The organism is Veillonella sp. Ser01 (genome assembly GCF_053850375.1).
Map to the genome: position 1 here is coordinate 243,967 of NZ_JBSPUA010000003.1, position 13,028 is coordinate 256,994.

The 13,028-nt window shown below is 37.6% G+C and carries 15 protein-coding genes; 12 read left to right on the forward strand and 3 right to left on the reverse strand.

The window, feature by feature from the left end; all coding sequences use genetic code 11:
- Positions 1 to 36: 36 nt before the first annotated feature.
- From ACWTVK_RS07425 to ACWTVK_RS07440, 4 genes are all read left to right on the forward strand, one after another.
- Entirely contained in the window at positions 37 to 294 is a 258-nt protein-coding gene (locus ACWTVK_RS07425) for a DUF3343 domain-containing protein (protein WP_303940282.1), read from the forward strand.
- Positions 295 to 451: 157 nt separating this feature from the next.
- Positions 452 to 1,162, forward strand: coding sequence for an NAD(P)H-dependent oxidoreductase (locus ACWTVK_RS07430; RefSeq protein ID WP_456046449.1), 711 nt, complete (start codon positions 452 to 454; stop codon positions 1,160 to 1,162).
- A gap of 153 nt (positions 1,163 to 1,315) precedes the next feature.
- Complete coding sequence (locus ACWTVK_RS07435) at positions 1,316 to 1,555, forward strand: GlsB/YeaQ/YmgE family stress response membrane protein (protein WP_308522344.1); 240 nt, start codon at positions 1,316 to 1,318, stop codon at positions 1,553 to 1,555.
- Positions 1,556 to 1,619: 64 nt separating this feature from the next.
- On the forward strand, positions 1,620 to 1,856 hold the full coding sequence (locus tag ACWTVK_RS07440; protein ID WP_456046450.1) for a CsbD family protein: 237 nt from the start codon (positions 1,620 to 1,622) through the stop codon (positions 1,854 to 1,856).
- 81 nt (positions 1,857 to 1,937) lie between these two features.
- Here the strand turns inward: ACWTVK_RS07440 and ychF are convergent, their stop codons facing one another.
- From ychF to ACWTVK_RS07455, 3 genes are all read right to left on the reverse strand, one after another.
- Positions 1,938 to 3,044 carry a redox-regulated ATPase YchF gene (gene ychF / locus ACWTVK_RS07445; protein ID WP_308522342.1) on the reverse strand — a complete coding sequence of 369 codons (1,107 nt, stop codon included), beginning with the start codon at positions 3,042 to 3,044 and terminating at the stop codon, positions 1,938 to 1,940.
- Between the two features lie 353 nt (positions 3,045 to 3,397).
- On the reverse strand, positions 3,398 to 4,372 hold the full coding sequence (locus ACWTVK_RS07450; protein ID WP_105085236.1) for a diaminopimelate dehydrogenase: 975 nt from the start codon (positions 4,370 to 4,372) through the stop codon (positions 3,398 to 3,400).
- Between the two features lie 218 nt (positions 4,373 to 4,590).
- Positions 4,591 to 5,820 (reverse strand): LL-diaminopimelate aminotransferase, encoded by a 1,230-nt coding sequence (locus ACWTVK_RS07455; protein WP_303940290.1) that lies wholly within the window; start codon positions 5,818 to 5,820, stop codon positions 4,591 to 4,593.
- A 337-nt stretch (positions 5,821 to 6,157) separates the two neighbouring features.
- Here ACWTVK_RS07455 and ACWTVK_RS07460 point away from each other — a divergent pair, with 337 nt between their 5' ends.
- From ACWTVK_RS07460 to ACWTVK_RS07495, 8 genes are all read left to right on the forward strand, one after another.
- The gene (locus tag ACWTVK_RS07460; protein ID WP_456046451.1) at positions 6,158 to 7,183 is read left to right on the forward strand and encodes a hypothetical protein; all 1,026 of its coding nucleotides are present in this window, start codon (positions 6,158 to 6,160) and stop codon (positions 7,181 to 7,183) included.
- Between the two features lie 2 nt (positions 7,184 to 7,185).
- The gene (locus ACWTVK_RS07465) at positions 7,186 to 8,361 is read left to right on the forward strand and encodes an MBL fold metallo-hydrolase (RefSeq protein ID WP_456046452.1); all 1,176 of its coding nucleotides are present in this window, start codon (positions 7,186 to 7,188) and stop codon (positions 8,359 to 8,361) included.
- Positions 8,362 to 8,649: 288 nt separating this feature from the next.
- On the forward strand, positions 8,650 to 9,834 hold the full coding sequence (locus ACWTVK_RS07470; RefSeq protein ID WP_456046453.1) for a multidrug effflux MFS transporter: 1,185 nt from the start codon (positions 8,650 to 8,652) through the stop codon (positions 9,832 to 9,834).
- 142 nt (positions 9,835 to 9,976) lie between these two features.
- Positions 9,977 to 10,261 (forward strand): 30S ribosomal protein S6, encoded by a 285-nt coding sequence (gene rpsF / locus ACWTVK_RS07475; RefSeq protein ID WP_004693799.1) that lies wholly within the window; start codon positions 9,977 to 9,979, stop codon positions 10,259 to 10,261.
- Positions 10,262 to 10,280: 19 nt separating this feature from the next.
- The gene (locus ACWTVK_RS07480) at positions 10,281 to 10,679 is read left to right on the forward strand and encodes a single-stranded DNA-binding protein (protein ID WP_009352155.1); all 399 of its coding nucleotides are present in this window, start codon (positions 10,281 to 10,283) and stop codon (positions 10,677 to 10,679) included.
- Between the two features lie 39 nt (positions 10,680 to 10,718).
- Positions 10,719 to 10,949, forward strand: coding sequence for a 30S ribosomal protein S18 (gene rpsR, locus ACWTVK_RS07485; protein ID WP_004693795.1), 231 nt, complete (start codon positions 10,719 to 10,721; stop codon positions 10,947 to 10,949).
- A gap of 416 nt (positions 10,950 to 11,365) precedes the next feature.
- Positions 11,366 to 12,229, forward strand: coding sequence for a substrate-binding domain-containing protein (locus tag ACWTVK_RS07490; protein ID WP_456046454.1), 864 nt, complete (start codon positions 11,366 to 11,368; stop codon positions 12,227 to 12,229).
- Positions 12,222 to 13,028: a 4Fe-4S binding protein gene (locus ACWTVK_RS07495; RefSeq protein WP_303940600.1), complete on the forward strand. Its 807-nt coding sequence runs from the start codon at positions 12,222 to 12,224 to the stop codon at positions 13,026 to 13,028. Before ACWTVK_RS07490 ends, ACWTVK_RS07495 begins: the two co-directional genes overlap by 8 nt.

The window sequence follows — 13,028 nt, forward strand, 5'->3', positions numbered from 1 at the left end:
GACTTTATGAGATAAACTTAAAACAGGTGTGGCGCATTGGAAAATAAAAAATTACTAGTCGTTTTTACGTCCTATTATTTTGGCGATAAAGCAGACAAGGTATTAACAGAATTAGAGGTGCCTCATCAATTGATGGCTACACCTCCTGAGCTTTACGATATGTGTGGGTTATCTGTGCAAATAGATCCAAGTATTGTAGAGCAGGTTCAGACTATTTTAAAAGAACATAAGATTAGTACATCTGGCCTCTTTTGGTACGAAAAAGGTGAGCTAGCTGTACCATATGAAGCCTAGACATCTGTAGTGACCCCAAAAAGTTAGACTTTTTGGGGTCACTACAGATGTCTAGGCTTTTTCTTTCTTTTTTAGTAAAGTTTTGATTCTTATATAATTTAAAGGCTGACTATGGTACTATAGATATATGATATTTTTTATCATTATGGAGGTTTATATGAGCAAGTATGAAATAGAAAATGTAAAATTAACAGCCCCTAAATTGGATCGCAAAGATTTAGAATATGCTATGACATATCGTTATGCATGTAAAAAGTTTGATAGTACGAAGAAGATTTCTGAAGAAGATTGGAATGCTATTTTAACAGCAGCTCGTTTGGCACCTACATCCCTTGGATTTGAGCCTTTTGAATTGCTAGTTATTCAAAATCCAGAAATTCGAGAAAAAATGAAAGCTCATGGCTGGGGCATTCATGCGGGCCTCGAAGCAAGTCATTTGGTGGTATTCTTAACACGTAAAAAAGTAGACTTAGAGTTTGACTCTCCTTATGTACGTTATATCCAAGAAACGGTTAAGCAATTACCTGCAGAAATAGATGCAGCATATCGCGAAAAATATGCTCAATTTACTACAAGTGACTATAAAACTTTTGAATCTGAACGGGCTGCTTTTGACTGGGCATCTAAACAAACGTATATCGTTATGGCGAACATGATGACAATGGCCGCTTATGAAGGCTTAGATTCTTGTCCATTAGAAGGCTTCAATCAAGATGACATGACAGCACTCTTAGGTGATGAACTTGGCTTTTTCGATACTAAACACTTTGGCATTGCTGTAATGGCAGCCTTCGGCTACCGAGACGAAGAACCTCATCGCAATAAAACACGTCGTACTTTAGATGAAATTGTAACAGTAGTTGAATAGATCGTTATAGGTAGAACTAAATCGAAATTCTTCATTTAATCTTTAGAGTTGAATGCTATATTATAAATATACAAGAATTCTAAAATATTTATAAATGCTGTATTATTTAATAGGATTTATGAATGTTTTGATTGAATAGGAAGGAGTGATTGTATGTTATGGTCAATTATAGTTGGTGGTTTTATCGGGTTCCTAGCGGGTGCCATCACTAACAAAGGCGGTGCAATGGGCGTTATTGCTAAAGTTGTAGCTGGTTTAATTGGCTCGTCCATAGGTCAGTCCCTATTTGGTACATGGGGTCCTAGCTTAGCAGGGATGTCCTTAATTCCATCTGTATTAGGTGCAGTAATTGTTATTGCTGTAGTCTCATTTTTCTTCGGAAAAAGGGGATAGTAATCAACTTTTAAAAGTAGTTTTAATATAGTTAAACGTGATTTACATGAAAGGAGTCACTATTATGGCATTAGAAGATAAATTGAACCAAGCTAAAGGTGCATTGAAAGAGAATGCTGGTAAATTAACTGGTGATAAACAATTAGAAGCAGAAGGGATTATTGAAAATACAGTGGCAAAAGTAAAAGATACTGCTAATACTGTAGCTGAAGATATCAAAAAAACTGCAGATGATGCTAAAGATGCTGTAGAAGGTGCGATTAGTGGCCTTAAAAATGCATTGGGCAATGATGACAAATAAAATTAAATAAAAGCTATTTTGTAGCATTAAAAAAACCAGTAAATCGTTCGATTTACTGGTTTTTATTGTTATTAATTTGTATTATACGTTGAAGCGGAAGTGTGTTACGTCGCCGTCTTTCATAACATATTCTTTGCCTTCTAGGCGTACAAGTCCTTTTTCTTTAGCCGCATTTTGGCTACCGCAAGCTTGTAAGTCATCGAAGGATACGATTTCAGCACGAATAAAGCCTTTTTCGATATCGGAGTGGATTTTACCAGCTGCTTGAGGCGCTTTTGTGCCGTCTACAATTGTCCATGCACGAGCTTCCATTTCACCAGCTGTGAAGTAGTTGATAAGACCTAAGAGTGCATAACTTGCTTTGATAAGTTTAGTTAAGCCAGATTCTTCAAGGCCAAGATCTTCTAGGAATGCAGCGGCTTCCTCTTCAGATAATTCAGCAATTTCAGATTCGATGCGGGCAGAAACAACAACGATGCCAGCGCCTTCGTTTTTTGCATATTCCTCTACGCGTTTTACATATTCATTACCGGAGTAATCAGATACTTCGTCTTCAGAAATATTGGCTACATAAAGAGATGGTTTTGCTGTAAGCAATGTCAACTCTTTGATCATTTCTAATTCTTCTTCTTCGAGACCTTGTGCACGAACTGGTTTTGCTTCACCTAGACCTTCGATGATGCGTTCTAGTAATGGTAATTCAGCACGAGCGTCTTTGTCGCCAGATTTAGCGATTTTTTCGATACGTTGTTTGCGTTTTTCTACGGACTCAAGGTCAGCAAGGCAAAGTTCAGTATTGATGATTTCGATGTCGCGGATTGGATCGATAGAACCTGCAACATGAGTAATATTAGGGTCCTCGAAGCAACGGATAACTTGAGCAATGGCGTCTACTTGACGGATGTGACTAAGGAATTTATTGCCTAAACCTTCGCCTTTGGATGCGCCTTCTACGAGACCTGCAATATCTACGAAGCGCATAGCAGCAGGAAGGATGCGTTTGGAACCGAACATTTCAGCCAATACAGCTAAACGATTGTCTGGAACATCAACGACACCTACGTTTGGTTCGATTGTACAGAATGGATAGTTGGCAGCTTCAGCGCCTGCTTTTGTAATGGCGTTGAATAATGTACTTTTACCAACATTTGGAAGGCCTACGATGCCTACTTCTAAATTTGTGCTCATGGTACCACCTTTTATTAACTAATTGATTTCGTTCTTTAGGAAAGCTTCTGTAGAAACTCTATCAAATAAATATTATATCATATAGATGCTATAAATTTGTACTAAAAAAGTGACACCATTAGTCACATAGGTGATTAGTAGTGTCACTAAATACATTTACAAAATAGTACACCTAGCTTTCTACCGATAGAATGAAAAAGGGCCTGACCCAGTAGAATCAAGCCGTTTCTTCAAATTTTTACCTATAGAAACAAGGCTGACGCTACTAAACATCTATGCCTCGCTTCTTGTAATAGTATACCATATAAGAAGACAAAAACCCACACACTAGTGTGGGTTTTTTGTTATATATCTTATAGAGAGTGAGCTCGTAATTCTTCAGCAGAATGAGTGGAAATCCAAGCTGGTGGAATGTCGAATACAGTGTAGCAACCTGTGCCGCCGTGTTTAGCAAGGCGGTAGATACCACGTGCGTAAGCAACTAATGCAGAGCCTGTGAATTCAGGGTTAGAATCAAGTTTCAAGGAATATTCGACAACGTGACGAGTGCCTTCTGTGCTTTCACCAGAACGAAGAACGAAGCCACCATGTGGAATGCCTTTGTGGTTGCGATCAAGTTCTTCTTGAGATATGAAGTTTACTACAGTTTCATAACCTACGAAGTAGTTTTCCATAGTTTTGATTTCGTTTTCAATTTTAGCTTTGTCCGCATCAGGAGCAGCTACTACATAGCACTCACGAAGATGACCTTTGTAGCCATCAACGTCTGGAGTTTCACCATTGCGGATTGCTTCAAGGTATTGTTCTTTAGGAACAGTATATTGACGAGCGTCAAGAACGCCATCGATACGACGGATAGCATCGGAGTGACCTTGGGAAACGCCACGGCCCCAGAATGTATAAGATTTACCTTGAGGCAAGATGCTTTCAGCATATACACGTTGTAAAGAGAACATACCTGGGTCCCAACCGCAAGAAATCAATGTAGCAGTTTTAGCTTCTTTAGCTACTTTGTCTACATTAGCAAAATGCTCAGGAATACGCGCATGTGTATCGAAGGAATCGATACAGTTGAAGTATTTAGTTACCATTGGAGTTTGTTCGATAAGGTCTGTTGCAGAACCACCGCAAAGAACCATAACATCGATTTTACCTTTGAAGTTTGGTAGATCTTCCATAGTATATGTAGGAACACCAGAAACTGTTTCTAAACCTTTACGGCGAGAGAATACACCAACAAGCTCCATATCAGGTTGTAATTTTACGGATGCTTCAACGCCACGACCTAAGTTGCCGTAGCCAACGATACCAATACGAATTTTGCTCATATTAGCCTCCTATATAAATCGAGAAGTTTAATAATTAATATAACTATTATAGCACAAAATTAGGGGATTTAATATTTTTCTATAGAATCAAATGATGAGAGATATAAACGACCGATTGCACTCTTATTATAGGAGCACAATCGGCCGTTTGTTTTTGTAGATATTAATTCCTATAGTGGATAAACTCGATATTCGGGATATCCTATTAGAATTTTAATTTAGAATTTCAATGTTTTGATTCTGTCAACGGCACGAATTGTATTTTCGCGGCTACCGAAAGCTGTTAGACGAAGGTAACCTTCACCGTGAGGACCAAAGCCAGAACCTGGTGTAGATACGATTTGAACTTGTTCGAGTAAAAGGTCGAATAATTCCCAACTAGTCATGTTACCAGGTGTTTTTAACCAAATGTATGGAGCATCTACGCCACCATATACAGTAAGGCCGATGGATTCAAGACCTTCTTTGATAATGCGAGCATTTTCTTTGTAGTATGCAATGTTAGCACGAGTTTGTTCACGGCCTTCTTTAGTGTATACTGCTTCAGCACCGCGTTGAATGATGTAAGGCACACCGTTGAATTTAGTGCATTGGCGACGGTTCCACAAAGGGTTTAGTGGTTGGCGGTCACCGGATTTAGTTTTGCCGGTTACTTCTTTAGGCACTACAGCATAAGCACAACGTGTACCTGTGAAACCAGCAGTTTTGGAGAAGGAACGGAATTCGATAGCTACTTCGCGAGCGCCTTCGATTTCGTAGATGGATTTTACAGTGTCTTCTGTGCTGATGAAAGCTTCGTAAGCGGAGTCGAACATCAAAATCGCATCATTATCTTTACACCATTTAATCCATTCTGCTAAACGAGCACGGCTCAAAACAGTACCTGTTGGATTGTTAGGGGAGCAAAGATATACGATATCTACTCTTTCAGAAGGGAATTCTGGAGAGAAGTTGTTTTCAGCGTAAGTAGGAAGGTAGACAACCTTTTGGAAAATGCCATCTACCGCTTCGCCAGTACGACCACCCATAACGTTAGAGTCTAAGTATACAGGGTACACTGGATCAGTAATAGCAATGATGTTGTCTTCGCTGAATAATTCTTGGATATTACCCACATCAGATTTGGCACCGTCGGATACAAATACCTCGTCAATCGCAATGTCTACACCTAATGGTTTGTAGTCGCCATCAATGATTGCTTGACGAAGAAAATCATAACCTTGTTCAGGGCCGTAACCGCGGAATGTTTCAGCTTTGCCCATTTCTTGAACCGCTTTGCTCATAGCGTCGATAATTGCTGGAACAAGTGGTAATGTAACATCGCCGATACCAAGACGAATGATATCTGCATCTGGATGAGCTGCTTGATAATCTGCAACCTTTTTAGCGATATTAGCAAATAAATAAGAACCTTGTAGGTTTAAATAGTTTTCATTAATATTAGCCATGATGACTCCTTTTTATAATTAGATTTCTCTATATATAGTAAATTATATAGAATAATGACGCAAGGATTTTCTATAGAATTTCTAATTTATATAAATATTGTTTTAGTTTATCACTATAAAAGAGCGTATTATGGGGAATTTATTACTCGTTAATTATATTAAAGTATATATAGATAAAGCGATTATTAGCATTGATTTAATCTCTTCATTGTTTACTCATAAAATAGCTGTTGATATAATGAGTTTATAAGTAAATATCTTGATTGTTTGTATGTAATGAGAGCTAAATTATTGGCTGTATTTAGGGGCGTAAATTATTTTTTGGAGGGATATTATTATGGTAGCTTGTAAGATGTCTATTAAGAAAATTTTTGATCGGATTAAGCGCGTTGATAAGTTTGAAGAGTTTAAAACAACCTATGGCATAACTCCTTCTGATGAAAAGGGAAAAACAAAATTTGCAGCCAATTTTTATAAGTCGGCTATTGTAAATTACAAGGGGTATGTAAACGGCTCTAAAGACCTATATAGTGAAGTTATTGCCGAATCCCTTGTGAATGATAGTTTTATAAAAGATTGGTTAAATTTAATACCCGTAAGACCAGAACATTTTAAGATAAATCATCCGAATAGAGATGAAAACGTGGATGCCCTAAAAATTACTAATCGAAAAGAGGAAATATTAGCGAAGTTATTGTTTTATCAACGTGAAGTTGCTGGATTAGGCTATATTTTTGATTACCAAACACCATTAAAAGAGACACGAAATGATTCTTATGGGAAAATAGATTTATTAGGTTATAACACTGATGATAAATGTTATTCTGTTATTGAATTAAAATATCGTCCATCTGGTAGTGAGGAAACTTTACTACGATGTGTTTTAGAGGCTTATACATATTATAAGCTGCTAGATATAAAACAGATTAATTCTGCTGTTGGACATGATGGTATAAAGAAATTAAAAAAATTACCTAGGTATGAACATACGAATGAAGCAGAGTTAGTCGTTTTATTTGATGAAAAATCTTGTACCAAAGATGACGGTGGAGCAGAAACTAATTTGATGCTTCGTATTGATCCAAATGAACCTAATAATCCTAGGTATCCATCCAAAACTGTTGTGTCACAACAGTTTAAAGAGTGTAAAGAATTGATTGATTCTAGTAAACGTAAGGGGTTACAAACTTTATGTGAAGAAATCTTGGCACAAGAGCCTCATTTAAAACAAATTCGATTTGTTGTATTACGTGTTGATACAGATAGTAAATCTTCTTATCCAACTAATATAAAAGGTTGGTCTAGAAAATTAGATCGATTATATCGAGCAGAGACATTACTAACTATTCCTCGTAAAGGTTAAGTATGAATATAATTATCCATCGTGGCACTCATCAAATTGGTGGTAGTGCCATAGAAATTAGTACAGCATCTACTCGTATTATATTGGACTTTGGTAACGAATTAAGTTTAGATGAAAAGTACATACCTATAAATTTAGATATAGACGGCGTTACAAAAGGGATGCCGGATTGTGACGGTATTGTGATTTCTCATTATCATATGGATCACTTAGGACAACTAACCTCTGTACTTCCAGAAATCCCATTATATATGGGAGAGTTGAGTAAAGAAGTGGCTATGATAGCTACTGAATATCAAGATAAAAACTTATACTTAAGATTATTAGGTGCAAATATATTTCGTGGAGGAGAGGCTTTTACAATTGGTGATATACGTATTAGACCTCTTGTTATCGACCATAGTGCTGCTGATAGTTATATGTTTGTCATTGAAGCAGAAGGTAAACGTGTCTTATATACAGGTGATTTCCGGATGCATGGGTTGCGCCATCACGTATTACAAAAATTAGTTAATACATATATAGGTGAAGTTGATGTATTAATTACAGAGGGGACTTCATTGTCTAGAGACGTACATGGGAGTATATCTGAAGCTGCCGTATTAGAAGATATTTCTTCATATATTCAAGATGGAAAATATGTATTTGTTATGTGTTCATCTACGAATATTGATCGTATTATGGGGATTTGGCAGAATATGCCAACTGATAAAGGTTTAATTTGTGATGCTTATCAGAAAAGAATATTAGATACTGTCATAAATAATGTATATTATGAAAGTTCTTTGTATCGTAGACATGATAGCCCACTAGTTCTTAATAAAGGACCGTATCCTAAATATTATATGGATCATGGATTTGTATCCTTAGTAAGAGGAACAGAAAATTTTATTTCTCACATTAAAGAGTTTCCTAAAGATGATGTACGTATCATATATTCCATGTGGACAGGATATATTGAGGACAACCTAGTATTGAAAACTTTGTTAGAGACCTACCCAACCTATATATGTCATGCCAGTGGCCATGTGTCTAAAGATGATTTGACTAAGTTTATAGAACTAGTTAATCCCGACGCTATTATTCCGGTTCATACTGATAATCCTGAGAGATTAGAGCAACTAGTGCCTAAAAGAAATGTTTATATTGTTAATGACAATGAACCATTTATCATATAAATTTTCGAAGAAATTCTGTTTATGTTATATAATAAAGAAAAAGGAGAGTCATCAACGTGTGGTAGCGTTAGGCTCATCTTATAAACAGTTTTAAGAGGATTGCCTAGCGTGCGAGTATTTTGAATACTCTGTTGCGTTAGGCTTTTGTCTTTACTCTACTTTGGGCGTAGTATTTTACTACGCTTTTTTGTTGAAAAAATATCAAAACTATATAGCATTAACATTGTTTTTGATATAATTTAAATAAATACATATTATAGTGTGATTTTACATGAAAGTGGTGTCTTTATGCTGATGATTAGCAATAAAGGATGGCTTTTTACTTCTATATTAAGTGCATTGATGGCGTTTACGTCATTGTCGACGGATATTTATTTACCTGCCATGCCTGAGATGGGGCGAGATCTTAATGGTGATGCGGAGCTAACGTTGACTGGTTTCTTAATAGGTTTTGCGTTGGCCCAACTTTTCTGGGGCGCCGTTAGCGATAAAATTGGACGTAAGAAGCCACTTATTATGGGGGTAGTTTTATTTATCATTGGCTCTGTAGGCTGTGCCTTGAGCTCATCCATGATGGAATTATTGGCATGGCGTGTGTTTCAAGCGTTTGGTGCCTGCGTAGGACCTATGTTATCACGGGCTATGATTCGCGACTTATATGGTCGGACTGAAGCTGCTAAAATGCTATCTACCTTAGCTATTGTTATGGCCATAGCACCTATAGCAGGGCCGATGTTGGCAGGGCATTTACTTGTATGGTATACATGGCATGCCATATTCTGGTTATTGGTTGCCATCGGTATTCTGATGCTCATTGCCGTATTAGTCATTCCAGAAACACATCCGTTAGAGAAACGTAGTAAAAAGTCGATAGGACATACCTATAATAATTATTGGATTTTATTACGTAATAAAGGCTTTATGAAATATACGCTATGTGTTAGCTCTTTTTATATTGCTATCTATGCGTTCCTAACGGGTTCTCCTTATGTATATATTGATGTTTATGGAGTTCCCAAGGAATACTTTGGCTATCTCTTTTCTGTCAATATTATTGGCGTAATGTTACTAAGTGCTATTAATCGTCGTATTGTAAGTGCTATACGACTCGATAGGTTGTTGCGATATGCCACATTATTTGCTGCCATTTGTGTATCTGTTGTAATGGGCTTAATGATTGTGGGCTACCACTCACTGTGGTTAATTGTTATTGGTTGTTTTTTATTCTTCTCCATGAATGGCATTATTGCGGCTGTAACAAATGCCTTAGCATTAGATAGAGCTGGCAGAATGGCTGGCTCTGAGGCGGCACTACTAGGTGCTATGCAATATGGTAGTGGTATTGTATCATCGTTGATACTTACCTTTTTACCAAATGATACGGCAGACCCTATGATGGGTGTAATTGCAATATTTGTAATTATTTGTGCTATTATCGCTTTTCCTGAAGATGAAAAATATAATCGCATATAATATTGGTGAAAGCAAGGACTTAAATTTGAGCTCTTGCTTTCATTCTTTTTTTAGGTTATAATAGTAAGGCTTATTGATGGTAAGCACTTCCTACCCCTATGTGTCGATAGGGGCATTAGTCCGAAAGAGGAGGTGATTTTGTATGAACAAATACGAAGTCATGTTTATTGTGAAACCAGCTGAAGAAGAAGCAACTAACGCTGTTATTGAAAAAGTAGAAGCTTTAATTGCTCGTGTAGGCGGCACAGTAGAAAAGGTAGATCGTTGGGGCAAGCGTCGTCTTGCTTACGCTGTGAAGAAATTCACTGACGGTTTCTATGTATTGATCAACTTTGAAGCAGCACCTGCTGAAATCAAAGAAATCGATCGTGTATTGAAAATCAACGATGAAGTCCTAAGACATCTAATTGTAAAACACGAAGCATAATTAAAGCCTGGAGGAAAACATGAACTCTGTACAAATTCTAGGTAATTTAGCTCGTGATCCTGAAGTACGTTACACTAAAACAGGTCGTGCGGTAGCAACTTTCACAGTAGCTGCAACAAATACCTATGTTGACTCTGCAACAAATGAAACGAAAGAACAAACTGCTTTCATCAACTGCGTTGCATGGGGTAAACTTGGTGAAGCGGCAGGCAATCTTCGTAAAGGCAGTCGTTGCTTTGTAGAAGGTCGTTTGCAAACTCGTTCTTACGAGACTCAGGACGGTCAAAAACGGTACGTTACTGAAGTAGTAGCGAACTTTGTGGGCCAATCCCTTGATATGAATACTAATTCTTTCGAAGGTGGGTCCAATTTTGATAGTTTCAGTACAGGCGGCGATGACGAAAACATCCCGTTCTAGTGTCAGGGACTCCTACTAATTCGAAAAGGAGGATTCGCAATGAGAAGAGATAGAGGCAGAAAGCCAAGAAGAAAAGTATGTGTTTTCTGTGCAGACCATATCGATCAAATCGACTATAAAGATGTTGCTAAACTTCGTCGTTTCACGACTGAACGCGGCAAAATCTTACCTCGTCGTATTTCCGGTACTTGCGCAAAACATCAACGCAAATTGACTACATCTATCAAACGTGCACGTGCAATTGCTTTATTGCCATTCACTGCTGAATAATTGATGAATCAAGGCGGTACAACCATTTGGTTGTACCGCCTTTTTGCGTTTTTTTGGAGGTATTGTTTTATAGTGAATTTAAATTTTAAAGAGCCATGAGTGCTGTAAAGCATCTAAATATAGTCTATAGAGCTGATTATGCTTGTTTACTATGCAATGAGCGCATAGCGAGATTTTAGCTTCATTAAACCTAAAAAATAGCATATCCATCATATACAATAAATATTCAATAATATAGATATGGAAAGAATATCTTAAAATTTTATAATAATACCTTTAAGAACAGTATTTACATGACTAATCTATATAAATGAATTAATCAAACTTATGCATGTTATCATCAAAACTTATGATTTTTATACTATAATGTGAGTATATGCTTAGTACTGTAAAGTTCAGTGAAAGGTGGTAAGTACATGGGATTTTTGAAAAAGGATATATCCCGTCGCCAGTTTATTGGTGGTGCTTTAGCTTTAGCAGCCGCATCAGCAGTGCCGTCGTTTATACGAGGTGCCTATAAGCCAACACAGTCTGATTCATTACAAGTGTGGACTTGTGGCGGCTTGTCCGAAGCTTTTCTTGATTTAAACCAAGTTTATACGATGCACACGGGGCACAATATTCAGTATACTGGTGCCTTTGCAGGAGCTATTGGTAAATCCTTGTTGGCTGAGAAGAGTCGCACAGAAGTCTTTGGAGCTCGCGGTTTAGATCTAGCGAAGAATATGCGTAAAAAAGGCGTAAGTATTGCTTTTGAACCATTATGTTTTACGGATTACGTTATCGTTACACCTAAGGGGAATCCCGCAGGGATTCGCGATCTTAAAGATATGGCCGAGCCTGGTGTACGCGTTATGTTGCCGTTAGGCGCTTCGCCTCCAGGTAGTGCATCTGTAAAGGGTATCATGAAATTATCTGGTTTGACCGATGGTATCATGAAAAACTTAATGGCTGAAAGTGCTTGTGTAATTTCCATGATGTGTGATCTCGTAGAAGGTAAAGCCGATGTATCCATCATTGAAAAACGTCTTACCACACATGATCGGTTTAAGGATCGTATAGAGTACTTCTCTATACCTGCACAATTTGTGCCACCTGCACCGCTTACTTTCACTATTAATACGATGAAATATGTACAAGATCGTGTGCTGGCTGCCGATTATATTGAATTTACACGGTCTCAAGAAGGACAACAAATCTTAGAAAATCACGGATTCACATCCGTTCATAGTGCGAGAGGTCTCGATTTGATAGAAAGGTTTGGTGTAAAAGATGTGTAATCATTGTCCGTCATCTGCAACCTGTGGAACTCAAGGTAATTCTGGTGTATCCGGAAAGCAAGCGCCTAAAAATTTAACCCTTTGGCGTCGTATTGTACAGTTTATCTTCCTCTTCATTATGGGGAAATGGGTATACTATGGCATATTCCGATGCCCTTATATTGTTCCATTCGTAAACTGTGAAAGCTGTTCCATTATTACCTGCTGGGGTCGCATCACGACGTACTTTTATGCGTGGTGGATTATCTTGCCGATTATGGTCGTATTCTTTGGGCGTGCTTTCTGTAGCTGGTTCTGTCCAAGTGGTTGGGTTAACCAAATGCTGGGAAAAATATCTATGGGGCCACTAAGAAATCGTAAGAGCTATATGCGTTTCCTTCAACTCGGCATGGTAGCAACTATAATTTTAGGACTCGTAGTATATTTTAAATTTGGTAATCCCCGCGTTATGATTCCAATTCGGACGAGCGATGAATATTTTAATGCTGTCATTTTATCTATGCAGTTCTCCGAATGGTATTGGGCGGCTCGTACTATAACAGTCGTTTCTATTATTGCTGGTTCCCTTATTATCGCCAATGCTTGGTGCCGCTTTGTATGTCCTTTTGGGGGCGTTATGGAGTTGCTACGCAAAATTTCTATTTTTAGAATTTTTAAAACAAATGATTGCGATAACTGTGATGCGTGCTTGCGCGTATGTGAAATGGGAACACGACCAAATGAAATGAATTGTACCAATTGTGGTGATTGCTTACATGTTTGCCATAAAGATGCTATTAGATTTGGTCGGAAAGGTTAA

What these genes read in the sequence shown, in the direction of transcription:
- ACWTVK_RS07435 (WP_308522344.1), top strand. Translation starts at nt 1,316, where the DNA reads ATGTTATGGTCAATTATAGTTGGTGGTTTTATCGGGTTCCTAGCGGGT.
- rpsR (WP_004693795.1), top strand. Translation starts at nt 10,719, where the DNA reads ATGAGAAGAGATAGAGGCAGAAAGCCAAGAAGAAAAGTATGTGTTTTC.
- rpsF (WP_004693799.1), top strand. Translation starts at nt 9,977, where the DNA reads ATGAACAAATACGAAGTCATGTTTATTGTGAAACCAGCTGAAGAAGAA.
- ACWTVK_RS07495 (WP_303940600.1), top strand. Translation starts at nt 12,222, where the DNA reads ATGTGTAATCATTGTCCGTCATCTGCAACCTGTGGAACTCAAGGTAAT.
- ACWTVK_RS07480 (WP_009352155.1), top strand. Translation starts at nt 10,281, where the DNA reads ATGAACTCTGTACAAATTCTAGGTAATTTAGCTCGTGATCCTGAAGTA.
- ychF (WP_308522342.1), bottom strand. Translation starts at nt 3,044, where the DNA reads ATGAGCACAAATTTAGAAGTAGGCATCGTAGGCCTTCCAAATGTTGGT.
- ACWTVK_RS07460 (WP_456046451.1), top strand. Translation starts at nt 6,158, where the DNA reads ATGGTAGCTTGTAAGATGTCTATTAAGAAAATTTTTGATCGGATTAAG.
- ACWTVK_RS07470 (WP_456046453.1), top strand. Translation starts at nt 8,650, where the DNA reads ATGCTGATGATTAGCAATAAAGGATGGCTTTTTACTTCTATATTAAGT.
- ACWTVK_RS07450 (WP_105085236.1), bottom strand. Translation starts at nt 4,372, where the DNA reads ATGAGCAAAATTCGTATTGGTATCGTTGGCTACGGCAACTTAGGTCGT.
- ACWTVK_RS07455 (WP_303940290.1), bottom strand. Translation starts at nt 5,820, where the DNA reads ATGGCTAATATTAATGAAAACTATTTAAACCTACAAGGTTCTTATTTA.
- ACWTVK_RS07440 (WP_456046450.1), top strand. Translation starts at nt 1,620, where the DNA reads ATGGCATTAGAAGATAAATTGAACCAAGCTAAAGGTGCATTGAAAGAG.
- ACWTVK_RS07465 (WP_456046452.1), top strand. Translation starts at nt 7,186, where the DNA reads ATGAATATAATTATCCATCGTGGCACTCATCAAATTGGTGGTAGTGCC.
- ACWTVK_RS07490 (WP_456046454.1), top strand. Translation starts at nt 11,366, where the DNA reads ATGGGATTTTTGAAAAAGGATATATCCCGTCGCCAGTTTATTGGTGGT.
- ACWTVK_RS07430 (WP_456046449.1), top strand. Translation starts at nt 452, where the DNA reads ATGAGCAAGTATGAAATAGAAAATGTAAAATTAACAGCCCCTAAATTG.